Origin of the sequence: Streptomyces sp. NPDC004539, from assembly GCF_040610055.1 — a bacterium.
Lineage (GTDB): Bacteria > Actinomycetota > Actinomycetes > Streptomycetales > Streptomycetaceae > Streptomyces.
Genome location: NZ_JBEXLS010000010.1, coordinates 108,366 through 129,257 on the forward strand (window position 1 = coordinate 108,366; position 20,892 = coordinate 129,257).

A 20,892-nucleotide genomic window follows, 5' to 3' on the forward strand; every position below is an offset into this window, starting at 1 on the left:
AAGACGGGCACCAGCCATGTCTTTTCAGGGGCGCGGGGCTGTGCGCTCACAGACGGGCACCAGCCATGTCTTTTCAGGGGCGCGGGGCTGTGCGCTCACAGACGGGCACCAGCCATGTCTTTTCAGGGGCGCGGGGCTGTGCGCTGAAAGACGGACATCAGCCATGTCCTTTCAGGGGCGCGGGGAACTGCGCGACCAGCCACATCCCACCCGTACCCGAACACCTACCCCTCCCGAGGCCACGGTCTCCCCCCAATCGCCTCGATCCCATAGTTGAACCGCCGCAAATACCCCGCGAACGCGGCGATGTCCTCCCCCGACCAATCCCCCATCACCCGGTCCAGCACCTCGACGATCCCGGCCCGCTCCTGGTCCAGCAGCCGCGCCCCCTCCTCCGTGAGGCAGAACTTGCGGGCCATCCCCCCGGCGGGATCGGGAATCCGCTCCAGCAGCCCCGCCCGGGTCGCGGCGGCGGTCTGCCGGTTGAGTGTCGACGCGTCGAGACCGAACGCCTCGCTCAACTCCCCGATGGACATGGGCCCCTGCATCAGAATGCGGCTCAGCATGATGTACGCGCTGCGGTCCATGACCCCGTCGGTCCGCCGCCCACCCCGCTTGCTCATGAACGAGTGGCGGCTGAGCAGCATCTGCTCGTACTCGACCTGGTGAGTCGGCGTCTCCATGAACCAATCCTGGCACACACGCAACGGCGGATCACATGCTTGATACATACGACATGTACGATGCACATCCTTCACCCCGCGCGCCCCCACCCGGCGCCGCCGAACCCCCTGACAGAAAGTCGAGTCCTCCATGGACGCCCCCCAGCCCACGGCCCGCTCGGGCGCCGTGGTCGCCACGCTCGCCTTCGCCGGCACCACCGCGGCGATCATGCAGACGCTGGTCACCCCGCTGATCGCCGAGCTCCCGAAGATCCTGGACACCACGTCGTCGAACGCGGCGTGGGTGATCACGGTCACCCTGCTGGTCTCGGCGGTCTGCGTCCCGGTGGTCGGCCGCCTGGGCGACCTCGTCGGCAAGCGCCCGATGCTGCTGGCCTGCTCGATCCCGCTGGTCGTCGGCTCCGTGGTGTGCGCGCTGGCCTCGGACGTCGTCATGATGATCATCGGCCGTGGCCTCCAGGGCATGGGCATGGGCATGGTCCCCCTCGGCATCGCGCTGCTGCGGGACGTCGTCCCGACGGAGAAGCTGAGCGGCTCGATAGCCCTGGTCAGCGCGTCCATGGGGATCGGCGGCGCCATCGGCCTGCCGATCGCCGCGGCCGTCGCCGAGTACGCGAGCTGGCGCGTCCTGTTCTGGGGCTCCGCGACGCTGGCCGCCGCCGTCGCCGTCCTGATCTGGTTCCTGATCCCGAACGTCCCGGCGGGCGCGAAGGGGCAGCGGTTCGACGCGGTCGGCGCGGTCGGGCTCGGCATCGGGCTCGTGGCGCTGCTGCTCGCCGTCTCCAAGGGCGGCGACTGGGGCTGGGGCTCCGGCTCGGTCCTCGGCCTGTTCGCGGCGGCCGTCGTCGCGCTCGTCGGCTGGGGCTTCTGGGAGACGCGGACGAAGGACCCGCTGGTCGACCTCCGCACGACCGCCCGCCCGCGCGTCCTGCTCACCAACGCGGCCTCGGTCTTCATCGGCTTCGGCATGTACGCGTCGATGCTGGTCCTGCCGCAGCTCCTCCAGTTCCCGAAGGAGACCGGGTACGGCCTCGGCCAGTCGATGCTGGCGGCCGGCCTGTGGATGGCGCCCGGCGGCGTCACGATGATGCTGGTCTCGCCGCTCGGCGGAAAGCTCACCAACGCCCGCGGCCCCAAGTTCACCCTGGTATGCGGCGCGCTCGTCCTCGCGGCCGGGTACGCCGTCGCGCTCCCGCTGATGGGTTCCGCCGCCGGCCTGATGGTCGTCACGATCGTCACCAGCAGCGGCGTCGGCCTCGCCTACGGTGCGATGCCCGCGCTCATCATGAGCAGCGTCCCGGCCTCCGAGACGGCCGCCGCGAACGGCTTCAACACTCTGATGCGCGCCCTCGGTACCTCGATCGGCTCGGCCGTCATCGGCGTGATCCTCTCCCAGATGACGACGACCCTGGGCGGCTACACCTTCGCCTCCGAGGACGGCTTCCGTACGGCCCTCATGGTCGGCGGCGTCCTCGCCCTCGTCTCGGCCGGCATCGCCGCCGTCATCCCGGCGGCCAAGCCGCTCGCCGCGGAGACCGAGACGTCCGACCAGACGCCGGAGCCGGAGCAGGCCCGCGTCTGACCCACGGACGGGGTGTGCCGGACCGGCCACGCACGACAGGCCGGCCACTCGCCACAGGCCGACCGTTTCATGACAGGCCGACCGCTCACGACAGGTCCAGCACACCCCGCCGTACCGCCTCCGACACCGCCGACGCCCGGTTGTCGACCCCCAGCTTCCGGTAGATCCGCACGAGATGTGTCTTCACGGTCGCCTCGCTCAGGAACAACGCCTCCGCGATCCCCCGGTTCCCCCGCCCCTCGGCCATCAGCCGTACGACGCCGACCTCACGTGCCGTCAACTCCCGCCCCCGGTCAGGCTCTTCCCCGACCAGCGCGCCCACCAGCTCCGGCGCCAGCCCCAGCGCCCCGGCCGCCGCCCCGCGCACCGCCCGGAACAGCTCCCCGGGCGCCCCCGCCTTGAGCACGTACCCCCGTGCCCCGGCCTCCAGCGCCCGCACGACATCGGCCCGCCCCGAGTAGCTCGTCAGCATCACCGCGGCCACCCCCGGCGCCGCGTCCCGCAGCCGCCGTACCGCCTCCACCCCGTCGATCCCGCCCGCCCCCGCGAACCGCAGGTCCATGAGGACGACGTCCGGCAGGAGCTCCACCGCGAGCCGCACCGCCTCCTCCCCGCTCGCCGCCTCCCCGGCGACGACGAGATCGGGCTCCCCCTCCAGCAGGGCACGCAGACCCGCCCGGACGACCGTGTGGTCGTCGGCGAGCAGCAGGCGCAGCCCGCTCACCGCACACCGGCCCGCTCGGCCGGCACCGACGCGCACACCCGTGTCCCGTGACCCGGCGCGCTGTACACGTCCAGGGCGCCCCCGCACTCCCGGAGCCGGGCGCGGGCGGCCGGCAGCCCGTAACCCCGGGCCGGGGCAGGGCGGTCGGGGACGCGGTCGAACCCCCGGCCGTCGTCCCGGATCTCCAACTCGGCGCCGTCCGCCCGCTGATGGAGGGTGACCTGGACGTTCACCGCGCGGGCGTGCTCGCGGATGTTCGCCAGGGAGCTCTGTGCGATCCGGAACAGGGTCGCGGCGGCCTGCCCGTCGAGTACGGGACAGGCCGCCCCTGTCGTCCGGAAGCTCACCCGCGCCGCCGCGCCCTCGGTCTCCGCCCGCGCGCACAACAGGCGCAGCGCGCCCGCGAGTCCGGCCTCGTCGACCGCCGACGGGGTGAGGTCGCTGATGATCCGGCGGGTCTCCGCGAGGTTGGCGTGCAGACCGTCGGCCGCCGCCCGGACACGTGTCAGCGCGACGTCCGGCCGCTCCCGCCAGTCCCGCTCGGCGGCCTGCAACAGCATGACGCCGCCCGCGAGTTCCTGCGCGAGGGTGTCGTGCAGATCCCGCGCGATCCGCTCCCGCTCCGCCAGCACCCCCGCCTCCCGCTGCCGCCGGGCCAGTTCCGCACGCGTCGCCCGCAACTCCTCGACCAGCAGGCGCCGTCGGTCCGCCTCCCGCTGGAGCGCGCCGTACAGCGCGACCGTCCCCCACACCGCCGCCACCGGAACCAGCACCTCCGGCGTGAAATCGCCGCTCCCGCGCACGAGTTGACCGACCAGCGAGACGGTGACGACGCCCACGGCGACCGCCGAGCCCCGCCGGTCCAGCGCCCGCAGCGCCGCACAGGCGAGGGGGATCGCCGCCCACACGTACGCGTCGGTCAGCGTGACCGGGGCGCGCAGCACCAGCCCCGTCCACAGCGCGACCAGCGACGCCACCCACACCCGGCGGGTGCCGGGCCCCCACCGGCCGCCGACGGCCAGCCCGCCCGCGTACACCAGCGCCAGCAGCACGCTGAGCACCACGATGTCGCGGCACAGGGGACCCCCGTAGGCGGCGGCCCGGACCAGCCCCGCGACGACGACGAGCGCGAACGCGCCGTGCGCGAGGTGGTCCAGGAGCCAGTGCTGGGCGGCGGGACGGCGGTCGGACACGGCGGGCACCCCTGGACGATCATCCGTAGGAACAGGGGCGCTGAGTCTAACGGCCGGCTGTAGGGGCGCTGTGAGATCCGGTCAGGCGCCCGGGTGCAGGCCCGGCCAGCCCGGGGTGGGCTCGCCGCGTACCTCGCCGAAGTACAGGGCGAACGTCTGCTTCAGGCGCTCGATCTCGGCGCGGTCCGCCATGAAGCGGGGGAAGCCGTCCAGGTTCGCCTGCGGGTAGCGCCACACCGGCTTGAGACCGGTCGGCGGGGTGACGTCCGTGCGGACCGACCAGCCGTTGAACGCCTGCTGCTGGCGGGCCGTCGACAGGCTCCAGTTGAGGTACAGCTTGGCGGCGGTGGGATGCGCGGCCTTCCGCAGGATCGCCGCGCGCTGGCCCCACGCCATGAACGGGGCCGCGTCCGGCAGCACCCACCTGACCGGGCCCGTGCCGAGCGGGGCGCCCGCCCCGCCGACGCCGATCGCCTTCGCGCCCGAACGGAGCGCGTCGCCGGGGGAGTTGCTGCCGCGCGCGAAGGCGACGTCCTGCGCGGCGAACCGGGCCGCCCACTCCCAGCCGTACTTCCGCACGTACAGGGAGTACAGGTACAGGACCGCGTCGTCGTCGTGCGGGTAGGACGACGCGATCCGGCCCTTCCAGCGCGGGTCGAGCAGGTCCAGCGGGGTGCGGGGGGCGTGCGAACCGACCGCGTCCGTGCCGTACATGAAGCCGAACGAGATCACCGAGAGCGCCGTCCACGCGCCCTGCGGGTCGCGGAACGCGTCGTACAGCTTCGAGAAGCCCGCCGGGCGGTAGGGGAGCAGGTGGCCCTGGGCCTTCCAGCGGGTGAAGTCCTGGAGGGTCTGGAGCTGGACGACGTCCGGGACGAGGGTGTCCGTCGCGAGCTGGTTGTCGATACGGACGTCGTGGTACTTGCTGTAGTCCACGACGATCGTCAGGTCGATGTCCGGGAACGCCTGCGTGAACGCGGCCTTCGTGGCGTCCTGCTGGGACGGGGTGTCGCCGCCCGCGTAGATCACGAGCTTCCCGCCCTCCGCCTTCGCGGCCCGGTACAGCTCGTCGAGGCCGCGCGTCTCCTCGCTCGCGGAAGGGGTGGCGGCGGACGCGGTCCTGCTCATCGCGCCGACCGCGAGCGCGGCACCGGCACTCGTCGCGAGGATGCGCCGGCGGCTGGGGAAAGTGGGCATGCTGGAGGGGCCTCTCTGCACGTCGGGTGGGGTGCGTCGAGTCTCTCGGGCGGGGCCGGGCGGGCGCGTCGGGAGAACGGAGGGGATACGGGGCGCGGGGTTGAACCGTGATTCCACCGATCGGTTGAACGGGGGCGCGCGGGCCGGGGCGCCGTGCCGTCAGGGTCGGGTCAGCCGGCGCATCGTCAGGGCGAGTTGCAGCCGGAAGCGGCCCGGCGGCATCCGTACGGACCAGCCCAGCACCTGTTCCGCGTGCGCGAGCCGGTCCTGCAACGTCGAGTGGTGGACGGTCAGTTCGGTGGCCGCGGCCCGCAGACTGGGGGCGAGTGCCACGGCGTGCAGCGTCGCCAGCGCCCAGGGGGCCTCCGTCGCCGCCCGCTCCAACGCCCGTACGTCGGCGGGCGGTTCGCCGCCCGGTGTCACCAACTCCGCGAGCAGCGCGATACCGCCGAGGTCGTCGGCGTGCACGACGCGGGGGCCGGGGTCCTGGGGCGTCCCCTCGGCCGTGAACCGCAGGGCGGTGCGGGCCGCCGTCCAGGAGGCGGGGAGGTCGAGGACGGGGAGCGAGGGGCCGACGCCGGAGCGGTCCCGGGCGGCGAGCGCGTCGGTGCCGGGGTCGAGATACGGGGGCCTGTCGAGCGGGGCGACCACCCGTACGTGCGCGTCGGGGGCGAGCCCCAGCCGCCGTGCCGCGTGCAGCCGGGCCCGCTCGGACGCGGTGGCGTCGAGGAGGGTCTCCAGCAGGGCGGGGTCATCGGCGGGCGCCCGCCCCCGGGTCCGGTCCAGCACCCGCCGTACGACACCCGCGGCGCGCTCCAGGATCACCGCGTCGACGACACCGGAGGCCCCGTCGGCACGCTCCAGCCACAGCGCGGGCGGCCCTCCGGGGGTGAGTGGCACACAGGGCCACGCCGGATCGACGGGCCCGTCGACCTCCCGCCGCACCCCGTCGACCTCCACCCGTACCCGCACCCGCCGCCCCTCGTCCACCAGCCGCACGGGCACCCCCGCCAGCACCGCGGCCCCCCGCACCAGCGACTCAACCCCCGCCCGCGCCTCCGCCAGCCGGTCGAAGTACGCGATCACCCCCACCGCGGCCCCCGCATCCGGATCAACCGCACTCAACCGCCCGGCCAGCTCTTTCATACGTCCCATCATGCGCCACCCCCGCCGCCCGCCGACGGGCCGTGCGTCCACCTGCGCCGACGCGGCTCGCCCCCGGAGGCGCGCCGCTGACCGGCGGCTTCGCCGGACGGGGCGAACGACTGGGCATATGTGTTCTATCGCCGTGACGGCGGAGACGCCGCAGACGCAAGGTGGTTGGATGCCTGTGCCCCGGTGGTGCGACGGACGGCCGGGGTTACAGGGCCTGCGTCCGTGCCGTCCGGGACAGGGCGCGGGTCGAGGGGACGGAGGGCCGACCGGTGAGTGACCGCAGCGCGATCGAGTGGACCGAGGCGACGTGGAACCCGACCACGGGATGCGACCGCGTCTCCGCGGGATGCGACAACTGCTACGCGCTGACGCTGGCGAAGCGTCTGAAGGCCATGGGGTCACCGAAGTACCAGGCCGACGGCGACCCTCGCACCTCCGGGCCCGGGTTCGGACTGGCGTTGCACCCGGACGCTCTGCGAGTGCCCTATGGATGGAAGAGCCCGCGCACCGTCTTCGTGAACTCCATGAGCGACCTGTTCCACGTGCGGGTGCCGCTCGACTACGTACGGAGCGTCTTCGAGGTGATCGCGGACACTCCGCAGCACACCTACCAGGTGCTCACCAAACGGGCGCGGCGCCTTCGCCAGGTCGCCGGCCGGCTCCGGTGGCCGGACAACCTCTGGATGGGGGTGTCGGTGGAGAGTGCGCGGGAGCTCCCGCGCGTCGATGATCTGAGGCAGGTGCCAGCGGCCGTGAAATTCCTGTCGTGCGAGCCGCTGCTGGGTCCGCTCGACGGCCTTGAACTGACCGGGATCGACTGGGTGATCGCCGGAGGCGAGTCAGGGCGAGGGCACCGTCCCCCGGAGGAGGCCTGGGTCACGCAGATTCGAGACACCTGCCAGGAAGCCGGCGTGGCCTTCTTCTTCAAGCAGTGGGGCGGCCGTACTCCGAAGGCCGGCGGCCGTGAACTTGAGGGCCGTACCTGGAACCAGATGCCGCTGGGAGCAGCCGTCTGATTCACCGGGCCGGGGCGACGACCAGCTCCCGAGGTTTGGGCCCCACCCCATTGCTGGACGTCTTCCCGGCTGCGTGCAACTGCTTGACGGCGGCACGCACCACCGGTTCGGTGACCTGGCCGTAGTACTCCCCGAAGACCTCCAGGGTGTGGTCGACCAGGCGGAAAGGACGCCGCCGTATCGCGAGCAGACGCTCCAGGTTCCCCGCGATCGCCGGGACGGCCTTCGCGGTGACTTCCTTCGGATCGGGCCGGATCAGAGACGCCGTTGTGAACAGTGCGTTCGGGTCGTGCGTCTCGTCGGCCACCTCGGCCTTCTCCCACCAGGCGTCCCGCGCGCGGGCGACTGCGTCGCCGAACACCCACAGCCCGTGCTGACGCCACGTGCCGAACACCAAGTGATACACGGCCTCGTGACGCGGGGCGCGGAAGACCGGAACGGAACGCACCAGCATGCCGGTGGCGGTGGACAGCCGCTGCGCGTACTCGGCGGCAACCTTCTGCGGCGCTGCGGGGTCCCACTCCCGGCCCGCGGGAAAGTAGTCCCGCCACCACCGGCCGCCCAGGACGGCGTCGAACCGCAGTGAGGACGCCTCCACGCCCTTGGCCGAACGAGCGTTGCCGCCCAGCCGTCGTACGGCGTCCATGCTGAAGTTCATCAGGAACTCCGTAGGCGGCCAGTTCCCGGTGCGGCGCCGCCCTGCCATGGTTCCCACCAATCGGCCGTAGGGCAGACCGAGCCCGCACGGATCGAGGAACAGGAACAGCGGCTGCCCCGCGGCCACGCCCACCACCCGGTCCAGGACGCCCTCGACGTCACCGTGGTGCACTCGGGCATCGACGCCCTGGCGGCGGTAGCTTACAGCGACCGACTCCAGCCGTGCTGCCGACTTCGCGTCAGCCTCTGTGAAGAAACATGTCCAGCGCAGTTGGTGACGCGAGCGGTGCCGGGCGGCCACCCGCATCGCGATCTCCGCCGAACCGGGCTCCCCGCTCTCGTAACGGCCCTCGCCGGCATATCCGTCCAGGTACACCACCTGCTTGTCCCGCGCTCCGGTCATCGCACCGAACTGCGGAATGTAACGCCCCAGCAAACTGTGCTTGAACACGCTCGGCAACGCCTGCTCAGCCCAGTACGTCCCGCCCGTCCCCGTCGACATGACGCCCCCTCCGCCGCCACTGGCCCCCGCCCTTTACGCATGGTCAACCACGCGCCCAAGCCCGACAAGAGGACCGACACGCCGAGTACGCCATCACGGTCCGGTGTCGCATCGTCGTGCGGTCGGCTGGTCAGTAAGGCTGTGAATCCGGCCTACTCAGGTCCAGGCCAATCGCGCACCGCCCGTTCCCTTCATGCTACATCAATCGGACATTGCGTATCATTTAAGGTTCGTTTACCTTCGCTTGGTCTAGCTGTCAAGAAGTCCTAACGGGTCAATCATGGAAAGCGCTCTTCAAGTACCTCAATTGTCCCCTTAGGGTGAGAGTGAAATAGCGAGAGGGGAGGTGAAGTACACATGTCGTACGGGACCCAGTGGGAAAAGGCTCGGTCGGCTCGCGCCCTGAAGAAGCGCCTGCCGGACGCGGACAAGTGGTAGAAGTCCTGAATCAAGGGGGGCGCGCGTCATTGGGCGTGCGCCCCTTCCTCACCTGCGACAGGAGCAGTGGTTTTGAGCCTCCTTTCCGGCATCCAGAGAATCGATGAACATGCCCTGGGGCCAAAACTCGGACATGAAGATTTTCGCGGCCTGGTGCACGATTATGTGGGTGTCATTGCCTCGGCCCGGCCGGGTGACGTCTCCGATCTGGCTCCAGTGGGGGCGATGCATCCGTGGCCGTGGGTTCGCGTCGCTGTCCTGAGGCGCCTTGCCCATCTCGCCCCGAAGAACCAGGCAACCCGCGAGCTGGCGCGCTGGCTGACCCACGACTACGACGACTTCGTCGCCTTCGAAGCTCTTCAGGTGGCTGGAGCCGTCGCGGGTGAGGACGCTGTGGGGGATCTGATCCTCATCGTCGGGGAGGCCGGCAAACGGATCACGCACCACAGCGGCAAGCCCGTGGGGATCGGCCACGCCGTGGCGCTGGAAGCGATTCAGGCCATCGTGTTCCGCGGAAACAAGTCACCGCGAAGGCTGGAAGAGCTTGAGAGGGAACTCTTTCCGGAAGGTCGCCGAAAGCCGGACCGGCTGCCCGAGGTGCACGGGCCTGTCTTCCGGACCGGCGGTCACGGTTTCCACGGTCACGACGGCATGTCCTTCATTCCGGCGGGCCCGGTGACGATGGGGATTCCTCCGTCATGGAGATCCCGGGAGCTGCTTTTCGACTGGAAGGACGATCCAGGGTCGACCGTCCAGGTCAAGGAATTCCACATCGACAAGCTTCCTGTGACGGTCGCCGAGTACGACACCTTCTCCTTTGGTGAAGCAGCCCTCACTCATGAGTTCTGCCACCCCAGCGAAGCGCCGGGGAAGCTGCACTGGCGGAATACCCTCACGGACGACCGCGTGGCGCCGGACCATCCGGTGACGGGGGTTGACTGGTTCGACGCCTACGCCTACGCGCGGTGGACGGGCAAACGACTTCCTGCGGAATGCGAATGGCAGCGAGCGGCTCAGGGGCCCGACGGCAGCCCGTTTCCCTGGGGACACGAATTCGACCCGGCGGCGGCGCACTGTGTGTCGCACATCGACCTCACACGCGGCTGGGAAACGATCCGGGAATGGCGTGCGCACCTGCTGGGCCTGCTGGACGAACCCACCCCGTCGACCACCGCGCCAGTGGCCGCCCGAGGGACTTCTCCCTTCGGTGTGCACGACATGAGCGGAAATTCATGGGAATGGACGTCATCGGCGTATTCCGGAGAACCGGCAACTCCCGGTGACGGCTCCCGGGACGCGGTCGACGTCGTCTACGATGCGACTTCGTACGCCGTGATCAAGGGAGGCGCATGGACCTCGCTGCCGGAACAGGTGTCGGCATCGTTCAGGGGGAGAGACCTGCTTTTCGATCGCCATTTCGAGATCGGTTTTCGATGCGTGTGCGACTGTGTCGCACGCTGACCGGGTGAACAGCATTGGGCCAGGAAACCGCTAGCAGCACCAAGGTTCGGGAAAAATCCGGCTATCGCGCGGCACTGGCGAACAAGGCAATCAGACGCCTCCTGATCGGATACATCCCTTTCTCCTTGTCCAGCTCCATGGACAAGATTGCCATCGTGTGGATCGCCTCCGAGCTGATGCCGGCCGACAAATCGCTTGCCATCTCAGCCGTGACCATCCTCTACCTGGCACCCGGCGTACTGGTGAGCCTCGCCTTCGGCACCCGGCTGGCGAGGGTCTCACCCGACCGCCTCACGCTCGTCAACAGCGTGAACAAGTGCTCCTTCCTCACGCTGAGCGGAATTCTCCATATCCTCGATCTGCTATCCTTTTCGTTGTTCCTCGTCTTTCTGTGTCTGGCAAGCCTCTCCGGGTCTTTCGGACGAGCCTCCTGGCAGTCGGCCATCCGGAACTCCGCCGAGGGCAAGCACCTCTTCGCGGCGAACTCTCTCTTCTCCACGGTCACCCAGATCAGTTTCATGGCGGGACCGGCGCTTGGCGGGATTCTCATCGCGGCCATGGGCGCCGGCCCGGTCCTCATTCTGGACGGACTCTCCTACCTGAGTGTTCTGGGCGCAGTGCTCTCGGTCAGCAGAGGGAAGACGCCCTCGGCGGCAGCTCCGGCTCCCCCGCAGGACGAAGCGCCCCCGGAGCCCGTGGAGCAGCCGGGCGCGCGAACCCGTGCATGGGTCCTGGTCTCGGTCACCGGGGTGTTCTACGCCCTGTACGGACCCATGGTCGTACAACTTCCGCTCAAACTCATCGAGGACTTCCGGATGAGCGACACCGAGGCGGCGCGCAGCCTCGGCTACGCCTGGTCGGCCGTGGGCGTAGGGTCGGCGATCACGGCCCTGCTGGTCGGTACGAGGCAAAGCCTGGCTCGCCAAGGGTGGGCATCGTTCGTCATCTTCGGCTGGGGCGCGGCCACGGTCGTCGTCGGGCTGGCACCGAACTTCCCGGTCGTCATCGCGGGTCTCTTTTTGGGCGGCCTGGTGTTCGCCCCTTACACCTCCATCGTGCAGACGATCCTTCAGGCGACGCTGAGCCGTCGCGGGTTCGACACCGTCAACATGTACTACTCGGCGGTGCTCAACGGTGCCCAGCCGGTCGGGGTAGCTGCCGCGGGTGCGCTGGGCGTGGCCTACGGTCCCACTCCCATCCTCGTAGGCACCGGCATTCTGCTCATCGGGACAGCAGCCACAGCCGCAGCCCTCACCTTGCGGAAAGGAATGAGCCTTGACCAAAGGCGCGCAGAGCACTGAAGAATTCGATGCCTGGGTGAAAATTCGCTCACTATGGACCTCGGTCGACGACGCGGACTTCTACCGGTCGCTTGCGGAGAAGTACGGCAGACCTGTCGTGGACCTCGGCATCGGGGACGGACGAGTGGCCTCCGTGAGCCTTCCTGACGTCGGCGTGGACATCTCTCCGGAATCGCTGCGCCGATGCGAGGAAGCGCTGGACGGGCAAGTGGCACTCCTCCAGGCGGACCTGGCCGACTACACACTCGGTGAACCCGCCCGGCTCTCCTACGCGTCGCTCAACACGTTCAATCACATCCTCGACTCGGAACACCGGGTCCGTGTCTTCCGTAACGTGCTGCGCAACACTCAGCCGGGCGGATTCCTCGTCTTCGACGCGGCGAACACATCGCGGGAAAGTCTCCTCAAGTACGACAGAATTCCCGTGGAACAGGCGCGTACCGAAGAATTCGTCTTCTACTTGAACGAGACCGTCCTGGATGCTGATCGACTGCTGACGGCGTATCACGGCGTACTGGAGCGTTTGGACAACGGATCGACCGTCAGCAGGTCGCATCTTCCACCGCTGCACCGCGTCTACGTTCCCCCGCATCAGTTCGCGATCGAACTGAGCCGGGCAGGTTGGCAGATCGAGAACCTCTGTGGCGGGTTCGACCTTTCTCCCTACAGCAGCACGAGTCGTAAGCAGATCTGGACAGCGACCAGGGCAGGCTGAAGGGAGGTCTCTTTCCTTCTGACCCGTAGCCGGCCCAGCCGCATGCGCTCTCTGCTTCAGCAGGAACCCGGTCTCCCCCTCACTCCGCCAACAACCGCCGCAGCCACGCCAGCTGAGCCGCCCGGGCCGCGCGGGACAGGGATGCCTGGGGGGCGAAGCCGTCGAAGCCGTGGAAGCCGCCGGGCCAGACGTGGAGTTCGGCGGCGCCGCCCGCCTGCCAGATACGGCCGGCGTAGGCGACGTCCTCGTCGCGGAAGGTCTCGGCGGAGCCGACGTCGATGAAGGCCGGGGGCAGGCCGGAGAGGTCGGTGGCGCGGGCGGGGGCCGCGTAGGGGGAGACGTCGGGGGTGGCGCGGGCGGAGCCCAGGAGGGCCGTCCAGCCCGTCTCGTTGGCGGTGCGGTCCCAGATGCCGAGGCCCGCCATCTGGTGGGCGGACGGGGTGTCGTTGCGGTCGTCCAGCATGGGGCACATGAGGAGCTGGCCGAGCGGGCGGGGGCCCTCGCGGTCGCGCAGGAGGAGGGCGAGGGCGGCGGTGAGGCCGCCCCCGGCGCTGGCACCGGCGATGACCACCCGGGCCGGGTCCGCTTCGAGGGCGGACGCGTTCTCCACCGTCCACAGCAGGCCCGCGTACACGTCCTCGATCGGCGCCGGGTGGGGGTGCTCCGGGGCGAGGCGGTACTCCACCGACACCACGACCAGGTCCAGCTCGCGGGCCCACTCCAGCACGTTCTCCACGCCCGTGCGGTTGTCGCCGATGACCATGCCGCCGCCGTGGATGTGGTAGATCACCCCCCTCGGGCGGGCCGGCGCCGGCGAGGTGGGCCGGCAGATCAGCAGGGAGATCTCCGGGGCGCCCTCCGGCCCCGGTACGGTGCGGTCCTCGGCCTCGAACGCCCCGCCGAGCGTGACGTCCACCTCGGGCAGGAACACGGCGTGCTCCCCCCGCCGCATGGCCTGGACGTCCTCGGCGGTCAGCGACGGACCGACCACGTCCTTGATCAGCTCAAGGGCGGCGGCCAGCTCGGGGTCGAAGGGCGGTGGCGGGAACGTCGTCATGGCGTACTCCTCAGCGGTGCGGCTCCGGACCGTCATGATCCGGCCCCCCTCACCCGTCCGGTCCCCCGCCGGACGGCGGAACCTCCCCGCCGGACGGCGGGTGGAACAGTTTCGAAAGCGGCCCCCACCTGCTGACTTTACCTTTCCGAAACCCTCTGTTCACCGAACCGAGGTGGAAAGGATCAAGCCACTGAAGGAACATGTCGAATCCCCACAACCTGGAGTACCACCCGTGAACATCACTCTCACCGTCTGGCTGGTGACCGTGGCGGCCCTGTGCCTCCTGGTCGCCGTCGACTTCTTCATCGGCCGCAAACCCCACGAGGTCTCCCTCAAGGAGGCCGGCACCTGGACGGTCGTATGGGTGGTGCTGGCGATCCTGTTCGGCATCGGCATCTGGATCTACGGCGGCGGCCAGTCGGCCGGCGAGTTCTTCGCCGGGTACATCACCGAGAAGTCGCTCAGCGTCGACAACCTCTTCGTGTTCGTCCTGATCATGTCCAAGTTCGCCGTCCCCGCGCAGTACCAGCAGCGCGTCCTGATGGTCGGCGTCCTGGTCGCACTCGTCCTGCGCGCCGGCTTCATCGCGGCCGGCGCGGCGATCATCTCCGCGTTCTCGTGGGTCTTCTACATCTTCGGCGCCTTCCTGATCTGGACCGCGTGGAAGCTCGTCCAGGACGCCCGCAAGGGCGGGCACGGGGACGAGGAGTACGAGGAGAGCAAGATGCTGAGGATGGTCGAGGAGCGGTTCGGCGTCGCCGACCGCTACCACGGCACCAAGCTGTGGATCGAGGAGAACGGCAAGAAGGTCATGACCCCGATGCTGGTCGTGATGCTCGCCATCGGCTCCACCGACATCCTGTTCGCCCTCGACTCGATCCCCGCGATCTACGGCCTGACCGACGACCCGTACATCGTGTTCACCGCCAACGCGTTCGCCCTGATGGGCCTGCGCCAGCTGTACTTCCTCATCGGCGGCCTCCTGAAGAAGCTGGTCCACCTCAGCTACGGCCTGTCGATCATCCTCGGCTTCATCGGCGTCAAACTCTTCCTGCACGCGCTGCACGAGTCCGGCGTCCACGTCCCCGAGATCAGCATCCCCTTCTCCCTCGGCTTCATCGTCCTCGTCCTCGCGGTGACGACGTTCACGAGCCTGCGGGCGTCGAAGAAGGCCGAACTCACGAACCCGGCGAACTGAGGACGACGAGCTGACGGGTCGCCCGGGTCATCGACACGTAGTGGTCGACGGCGCCGAACCGCTCCGGGTCCACGAGGACGACGAAGTCGAACTCCAGCCCCTTCACGAGCTCCGGCGACAGCGACCGCACCCGGGCGTCCCCGGCGAAGGACGGCGCCCCGATCACACAGGCCGTCCCCTCGTCGTTCCCGGCACGCCACGCCCCGACCACGGACTCCAGCTCCGACACCGCCCCGTACACCACCGGCAGCCCCGAACTCCGCACGGACGTCGGCACGTTCGCGTCCGGCAGCACGGCCCGGATCACCGGCTCGGCCTCGGTCATGATCTCCTCGGGCGTCCGGTAGTTGACGCTCAGGGACGTCATCGTGACCCGGTCGAGCCCGACCCGCTTGAGCCGCTCCTCCCACGACTCGGCGAACCCGTGCCGGGCCTGCGCCCGGTCCCCGACGATGGTGAAACTCCGGGACGGACAGCGCAGCAGCAGCATCTGCCACTCGGCGTCGGTCAGCTCCTGCGCCTCGTCCACGACGATGTGCGCGAACGGCCCCGCGAGGAGGTCCGGTTCGACGACCGGCGCCTGCGGGGTCGCCAGGGAGTTCTGGAGGTCCTGGCCGGAGAGCATCGTCATCAGCATGCCCTCCCAGTCGTCGTCGCTGCGCTGGAGGTTCTCGGTGACCTGCGCCCGGTACTCCCGCTCGGCGGCGGCCTCCGCCTCCTGACGCCGCCTGCGGCCGGACGCCTTCGGGTCGCCGAGCCGCTGCCGGGCCGCGTCGAGGAACGGCAGGTCGGACACCGTCCACGCCTGCGCGTCCGGGCGCTGGAGACGCCGTACCTCGTCGGCGCTCAGCCAGGGCGCGGACAGCCGCAGATAGGCGGGGACCGTCCACAGGTCGCCGATCAGCTCGGCCGCCTCGATCAGCGGCCACGCCTTGGAGAGCGCCGAGGTCAGCGGCTCGATCTGGCGCAGCATCCGCTGGAACATCTGGAGCGGGACGTCACCGTCGTACTTGTCCCAGAGGATCTCGACGAGCTTCGCCCAGACCTCGTCGCGGCCCTCGTTGTGCGGGGTGCCGGGTTCGGGGGCGTCGAACGCCTCCGCCCAGTCGGCGGCCGTCAGGGGCAGCAGGGCGCGGTCGACGGCGAGGACCATGCCCTCGGCGGGCGGCTCCTCGTAGAAGCGGACGGCCCGTTCGACCGCCTTGACCAGCGCGGCGGACGACTTGAGGCGGGCCACCTCCGGGTCGCTCTCGGCGCTCGCCCGCGCGCCCTCGGCGACCAGGTCGCGCACGATGCACGTCTGGACGCCCTCCTCACCGAGGCTCGGCAGGACGTCGGAGACGTAGTCGAGGTAGGGCCGGTGCGGGCCCACGAACAGGACCCCGCCGCGCCGGTGGCCGAGCCGGGGGTCGGCGTACAGGAGGTGCGCGGTGCGGTGCAGGGCGACGACGGTCTTGCCGGTGCCGGGACCGCCGTCCACGACGAGCGCGCCGCGTGAACCGGCGCGGATGATCGCGTCCTGGTCGGCCTGGATCGTCGCGAGGACGTCCCGCATCCGCTCCGAGCGGTTGGTGCCGAGGCTCGCGACGAACGCCGACTGGTCGTCGAGGGCGACGCCCTGCCGGAGGCCGTCGGCCGTGAAGACCTCGTCCCAGTAGTCCCCGACGCGTCCGCCGTGCCAGCGGTAGCGGCGCCGGGAGACGAGGCCCATCGGGTTGGCGTGGGTCGCCGCGAAGAACGGTTCGGCGGCGGGGGAGCGCCAGTCGACGAGCAGCCGCCGGCCCTCCTCGCCGGTCAGCCCGAGCCGTCCGACGTACACGATCCCGTCGTCCGTGACCATCCGGCCGAGGCACAGGTCGAGGCCGAACCGGCGCAGGGTGCGCAGCCGGCCGCCCAGCCGGTGCACCTCGATGTCCCGGTCCATCGCCGCCTGCCCGCTCCCGCCGGGCGCCCTCAGCTCGGCGTCCAGCAGCCGCGAGGTCTCCGCGATCGACGCCTCAAGGCTGCGCGCGACCTCCGCGAAATGCTCCTCGTCCTCGGCGATCAACGCCGGATCGGCCTTCGCGGACAGCCGCTCGGGGAGGGCGAAGGCGCTGGTGGCGCGGGGGTTCATGAGAATCTCCGTAGGTTCCGTGGCTCAGCCCGCCACATCGATCAACAGCTTGGCGGCGACGTCGGTCCCGTCCGCCCGTACAGTCTGCGCGACCGCCTTCGCGCGGACGGCCGTCCCCGGCTCCAGCGCCGTCCCGAGCGCCGCCGACAGCGACTCGTACGTCGGTACGGGCCCGTCGTGCGCGACCCCGATCCCGAGCGCCGCGACCCGGGACGCCCAGTAGGGCTGGTCCACGATCTGCGGGACGACGACCTGCGGCACCCCGGCGAGCGCGGCGGTCGTCGTCGTCCCGGCACCGCCGTGGTGGACGACGGCGGCGACCCGGCGGAACAGGGCCTGGTGGCTGACCTCGCCGACGACGTGGCAGTCGGCCTGGTCGTCGACCGGCGTCAGCTCCGCCCAGCCGCGCGCGAGCAGCACCCGGCGCCCCTGCGCGCGCACCGCCGCGACGGACGCGCGGGCGACGTCGGCGGAGGCTCCCCGCAGCGCCATGCTGCCGAAACCGACGTACACGGGCGGTTCCCCGGCGTCGAGGAACGCCGTCACGTCGGCCGGGAGCGGGCGGGGGTCGGGGAGAATCCAGGCGCCGGTGCGGACGACGTCCCGGTCCGTCGGGGCGAGGACCTCGTCCGCCGCGAGCCACGGCCGGTCGCCGAAGACGTGGTCGCGCACGCCGGTCAGCGCGGGCAGGCCGCGGGCCGTGCGGTGGGTGTTGAGGGCCTCGGCGTACAGGGCGTCGACCTTCTCGCCGTCCAGGCCCCACAGGACCAGGTTGTCGGTCTCGCCGGGCGGGAACGGCTTGCCCGGCCGGGACAGCGGCGGGTAGTGCGGGGACGGCAGCGAGGTCGGCTGGAACAGCGCGTACCGGTACGGGATGCCCCGCAGCTCGGCCACCGAGGGCACCCCGGCCGGGAGCAGCCCGCTCGCCAGGATCGCGTCGCAGCCCTCGGCCGCCTCCCCGACCGTCTCGAAGTGCTCGGCGACCAGCACCTTCGCCGTGGCGAACGGGTCGGCGGGCTTCGGTCCCGAGACCAGCTCCCGCACCGACATCCCGAACGGCACCACCTCCGCGCCGGTCGCCTCCAGCACCTTCGCGAACTCCTCGTCCGGCGGTACGCACACCCGGACGTCCACGCCGTAGGACCCCAGCCGCGCGGCGAGCCCGGCGAGCGGCTCGACGTCTCCCCGCGACCCGTACGACATCAACAGCACACGCATTCCCACAGCCCCCATTTACGCAGGTGGAACAGGTCAGGACGGTGATTGTGCGGCACCTGGGGGGCCTTGCCGCAAGGCCCCCCGTGCGCTATAAGTTAAGAGTGGCAAGGAGAGCGTTCACCTCCTTGCCTTTTCTGTTGCCCTCCTTGGCCGCCGCCGGCCTTCCTTGACTTCGAGAGCGCTCCAAGTCATAGCGTCGTCTCTGTCAGTGATCGTCCGGTGAGCGGAGACGGACCATGCGTGTCGGCGTCCACATCAATCGTTTCGACCATCCCGAGGGCGGGCCCGGGCTCGGCGCCGAACTCGCCGCCGCCGGGGCCGCGGCGGAAGCGGCCGGGGTCAGCCGGCTGTCGGTGATGGACCACTACTTCCAGATGGAGTTCAACGGCGGCGCCGAGGACCCGATGCTGGAGGCGTACACGACGCTGGGCTTCCTCGCCGCGCACACCTCCACCGTGAAGCTCGGCGCGCTCGTCACCGGTGTGACCTACCGGTACCCCGGTCTCCTCGCGAAGATCGTCACCACGCTCGACGTCCTCTCCGGCGGCCGGGCCTGGCTCGGGATCGGCGCGGCCTGGTACGACCGTGAGCACGCGGGCCTCGGGGTGCCGTACCCGGCGGTCGCCGAGCGGTTCGAGCGGCTGGAGGAGACGCTGCGGATCTGCCGGCAGATGTGGGACCCGCGAAACGACGGGCCGTTCGAGGGCACCCACTACCGACTCGCCGAGACGCTGTGCGTCCCGGCGCCGGTCAGCTCCCCGCACCCCGAGATCCTCATCGGCGGCGAGGGCGAGAAGAAGACCCTGCGGCTCGTCGCCCGCTACGGCGACGCCTGCAACCTCTTCGCCTCGTCCCCGGAGTCCGTGCGCCACAAGCTGGAGGTGCTGCGCGGGCACTGCGAGACCGAGGGCCGGGACTACGACACGATCACCAAGACGATCACGTACATGGGCGGCGCGGCCGGCGAGGGCGACCTCGACGCGTTCCTCGCGGACATCGCGGGGTACGGCAAGCTCGGGATCGAGACGGTGATCCTCGGGCCGACGGTGGGGAACCCGGCGCACTGGATCGAGGGATTCGTGGGGCGGGCGGTGCCGCGGCTGGCCGAGCTGGACTGAACGCGGGCGCGCTCGGGCCGGGTCGAGGGCGGGCACGCTCGGGCTGGGGTGAGGGCGGGCACGTTCGGGCCGGGTCAAAGGGGGGGCGCGCGGGAAGGGCCGGAGCTTCGGGAAGCTCCGGCCCTCCGTGTCCGTCCTCTACCGGCTGCCTCAGGCGGCGGCCGGCTCCGTGGCCTGGCCGTGCAGGCTGGTGACGACCTCGGTCAGCTGGGCGACGACCTCGGCGTCGTCCGACGGGTGGGTCTCGGCGAAGCGGGTGAGGGAGCCCGGGATGGAGAGCTTGGCGTCCTCCAGGACCTTGCCACCGGCGATGCCGACGGCCTTGCGGGCCTCGTCCTGCGCCCAGACGCCGCCGAACTGGCCGAAGGCGGTGCCGACGACGGCGGCGGGCTTGCCGGTGAAGGCGCCGGCGCCGTACGGGCGGGACAGCCAGTCGATGGCGTTCTTCAGGACGGCCGGGATGGTGCCGTTGTACTCGGGGGAGAACAGCAGGAAGGCGTCGGCGGAGCCGGCGGCCTCGCGCAGCTTCACGGCGGCGGCCGGGACGCTGCCCTCGACGTCGATGTCCTCGTTGTAGAACGGGACCTCGCCGAGGCCCTCGAACAGCACGATCTCCGTGCCCTCGGGAGCGGTCTTGACAGCGGCCTCGGCGAGCTGACGGTTGGTCGAGCCGGTGCGGAGGCTGCCGACGAGCGCCAGGATACGGACAGACATGGGAACTCCCAGAAGTGCGGAACAGTGCTGTGGGGATACGGACCGAGGTCCGTTTAAGGTTGTACCACCCTAACCGGACCGGGGTCCAGTTTCATTCCCGGTGCTTTACGCTGAGTTCATGTCCGCCCTCCTGCCCCCCTTCGTGAACCCCTCGGACGACCCCGCCACCGAACCCGAACTGCTCCAGCTCGAACAGCCCGGCGACGAGCCCTGCCTGCGGGCGGACGCCGCGCGCAACCGGGCCCGCCTGCTGGACGCGGCGGCCCGCCTGGTCGCCGAACACGGCGCCGCCGGCGTCACGATGGAGGCCGTCGCCGTCGAGGCGAACGTCGGCAAGGGCACCGTCTTCCGCCGCTTCGGCGACCGCACGGGCCTGCTGAACGCGCTCCTGGACCACTCCGCGCACACCTTCCAGGCCGCCTTCCTCTCCGGCCCCGCGCCGCTCGGCCCCGGCGCCCCGCCCGTCGAGCGCCTGCACGCCTTCGGACACGCCCTGCTGCGCACCACCACCGACCACCTCGACCTCCAGCTCGCCGCCGAGGCCCCCGCCGACCGCCGCTTCGCCGTCGGCGCCTGGCGCTTCCTGCACAGCCACGTCGTGATGCTGCTGCGCCAGTGCGTCCCGCACGCCGACCACGAACTCCTGGCCCACGCCCTCATGGGCTACCTCAACCCGGCCTTCGTCCACCACATGGTCCGCCAGTGCGGTGAACCCCTGGAGCGGCTCGAAGCGGGCTGGAGCGACCTCGTCGACCGGATCACCCGGACACCGCAGGCGCCCGCTGTCTGAACCCTGGGCGGCCTCTGTGTGACGAACCTCTCGTCACTCCAGGCGACCCTGGTCACAGGG

The 20,892-nt window shown here is 70.6% G+C and carries 18 protein-coding genes; 8 read left to right on the forward strand and 10 right to left on the reverse strand.

Annotated features, from left to right (window positions below; genetic code table 11):
* Nucleotides 1-224: 224 nt before the first annotated feature.
* Nucleotides 225-683, reverse strand: a complete 459-nt coding sequence (locus ABZX85_RS21855) for a MarR family transcriptional regulator (protein WP_355870947.1) — start codon at nucleotides 681-683, stop codon at nucleotides 225-227.
* 130 nt (nucleotides 684-813) lie between these two features.
* Here ABZX85_RS21855 and ABZX85_RS21860 point away from each other — a divergent pair, with 130 nt between their 5' ends.
* Nucleotides 814-2,265, forward strand: coding sequence for an MFS transporter (locus ABZX85_RS21860; protein ID WP_355870949.1), 1,452 nt, complete (start codon nucleotides 814-816; stop codon nucleotides 2,263-2,265).
* 85 nt (nucleotides 2,266-2,350) lie between these two features.
* On the opposite strand, the gene ABZX85_RS21865 is transcribed toward ABZX85_RS21860, so the two are convergent.
* The 4 genes from ABZX85_RS21865 to ABZX85_RS21880 form a co-directional block, all read right to left on the reverse strand.
* A complete protein-coding gene (locus tag ABZX85_RS21865) occupies nucleotides 2,351-2,989 on the reverse strand; it encodes a response regulator transcription factor (RefSeq protein WP_355870951.1) in 639 nt (212 codons plus the stop codon).
* A complete protein-coding gene (locus ABZX85_RS21870; protein WP_355870953.1) occupies nucleotides 2,986-4,182 on the reverse strand; it encodes a sensor histidine kinase in 1,197 nt (398 codons plus the stop codon). Before ABZX85_RS21870 ends, ABZX85_RS21865 begins: the two co-directional genes overlap by 4 nt.
* Before the next feature lie 81 nt (nucleotides 4,183-4,263).
* On the reverse strand, nucleotides 4,264-5,379 hold the full coding sequence (locus ABZX85_RS21875) for an extracellular solute-binding protein (RefSeq protein WP_355870955.1): 1,116 nt from the start codon (nucleotides 5,377-5,379) through the stop codon (nucleotides 4,264-4,266).
* 159 nt (nucleotides 5,380-5,538) lie between these two features.
* The gene (locus tag ABZX85_RS21880; RefSeq protein ID WP_355870957.1) at nucleotides 5,539-6,525 is read right to left on the reverse strand and encodes a helix-turn-helix domain-containing protein; all 987 of its coding nucleotides are present in this window, start codon (nucleotides 6,523-6,525) and stop codon (nucleotides 5,539-5,541) included.
* A 278-nt stretch (nucleotides 6,526-6,803) separates the two neighbouring features.
* Between ABZX85_RS21880 and ABZX85_RS21885 the strand changes: the two genes are divergently transcribed.
* Nucleotides 6,804-7,550, forward strand: coding sequence for a phage Gp37/Gp68 family protein (locus ABZX85_RS21885; protein WP_355870959.1), 747 nt, complete (start codon nucleotides 6,804-6,806; stop codon nucleotides 7,548-7,550).
* 1 nt (nucleotide 7,551) lies between these two features.
* On the opposite strand, the gene tcmP is transcribed toward ABZX85_RS21885, so the two are convergent.
* Nucleotides 7,552-8,709, reverse strand: coding sequence for a three-Cys-motif partner protein TcmP (gene tcmP / locus ABZX85_RS21890; protein ID WP_355870962.1), 1,158 nt, complete (start codon nucleotides 8,707-8,709; stop codon nucleotides 7,552-7,554).
* 510 nt (nucleotides 8,710-9,219) lie between these two features.
* On the opposite strand from tcmP, the gene ABZX85_RS21895 reads away from it, so the two are divergent.
* The 3 genes from ABZX85_RS21895 to ABZX85_RS21905 are packed head-to-tail and all read left to right on the forward strand — an operon-like array spanning nucleotide 9,220 to nucleotide 12,624.
* Nucleotides 9,220-10,608, forward strand: coding sequence for an SUMF1/EgtB/PvdO family nonheme iron enzyme (locus tag ABZX85_RS21895; protein WP_355870965.1), 1,389 nt, complete (start codon nucleotides 9,220-9,222; stop codon nucleotides 10,606-10,608).
* A 14-nt stretch (nucleotides 10,609-10,622) separates the two neighbouring features.
* Complete coding sequence (locus tag ABZX85_RS21900; RefSeq protein ID WP_355870968.1) at nucleotides 10,623-11,909, forward strand: MFS transporter; 1,287 nt, start codon at nucleotides 10,623-10,625, stop codon at nucleotides 11,907-11,909.
* Nucleotides 11,884-12,624 (forward strand): class I SAM-dependent methyltransferase, encoded by a 741-nt coding sequence (locus tag ABZX85_RS21905; RefSeq protein ID WP_355870971.1) that lies wholly within the window; start codon nucleotides 11,884-11,886, stop codon nucleotides 12,622-12,624. Before ABZX85_RS21900 ends, ABZX85_RS21905 begins: the two co-directional genes overlap by 26 nt.
* A 79-nt stretch (nucleotides 12,625-12,703) precedes the next feature.
* On the opposite strand, the gene ABZX85_RS21910 is transcribed toward ABZX85_RS21905, so the two are convergent.
* Complete coding sequence (locus ABZX85_RS21910; RefSeq protein ID WP_355870974.1) at nucleotides 12,704-13,717, reverse strand: alpha/beta hydrolase; 1,014 nt, start codon at nucleotides 13,715-13,717, stop codon at nucleotides 12,704-12,706.
* 196 nt (nucleotides 13,718-13,913) lie between these two features.
* On the opposite strand from ABZX85_RS21910, the gene ABZX85_RS21915 reads away from it, so the two are divergent.
* Entirely contained in the window at nucleotides 13,914-14,879 is a 966-nt protein-coding gene (locus tag ABZX85_RS21915; RefSeq protein ID WP_355870977.1) for a TerC family protein, read from the forward strand.
* Here the strand turns inward: ABZX85_RS21915 and helR are convergent.
* The gene (gene helR / locus ABZX85_RS21920) at nucleotides 14,860-16,992 is read right to left on the reverse strand and encodes an RNA polymerase recycling motor ATPase HelR (RefSeq protein ID WP_355870980.1); all 2,133 of its coding nucleotides are present in this window, start codon (nucleotides 16,990-16,992) and stop codon (nucleotides 14,860-14,862) included. The two genes, ABZX85_RS21915 and helR, sit on opposite strands and share 20 nt — an antisense overlap.
* A 24-nt stretch (nucleotides 16,993-17,016) precedes the next feature.
* A complete protein-coding gene (locus ABZX85_RS21925; protein WP_355870983.1) occupies nucleotides 17,017-18,210 on the reverse strand; it encodes a glycosyltransferase in 1,194 nt (397 codons plus the stop codon).
* Between the two features lie 236 nt (nucleotides 18,211-18,446).
* Between ABZX85_RS21925 and ABZX85_RS21930 the strand changes: the two genes are divergently transcribed.
* Entirely contained in the window at nucleotides 18,447-19,328 is an 882-nt protein-coding gene (locus ABZX85_RS21930; protein WP_355870986.1) for an LLM class F420-dependent oxidoreductase, read from the forward strand.
* A gap of 150 nt (nucleotides 19,329-19,478) precedes the next feature.
* Here the strand turns inward: ABZX85_RS21930 and ABZX85_RS21935 are convergent, their stop codons facing one another.
* Nucleotides 19,479-20,042, reverse strand: coding sequence for an NAD(P)H-dependent oxidoreductase (locus tag ABZX85_RS21935; protein ID WP_355870989.1), 564 nt, complete (start codon nucleotides 20,040-20,042; stop codon nucleotides 19,479-19,481).
* 118 nt (nucleotides 20,043-20,160) lie between these two features.
* Between ABZX85_RS21935 and ABZX85_RS21940 the strand changes: the two genes are divergently transcribed.
* The gene (locus tag ABZX85_RS21940; RefSeq protein WP_355870991.1) at nucleotides 20,161-20,832 is read left to right on the forward strand and encodes a helix-turn-helix domain-containing protein; all 672 of its coding nucleotides are present in this window, start codon (nucleotides 20,161-20,163) and stop codon (nucleotides 20,830-20,832) included.
* Nucleotides 20,833-20,892: the final 60 nt, after the last annotated feature.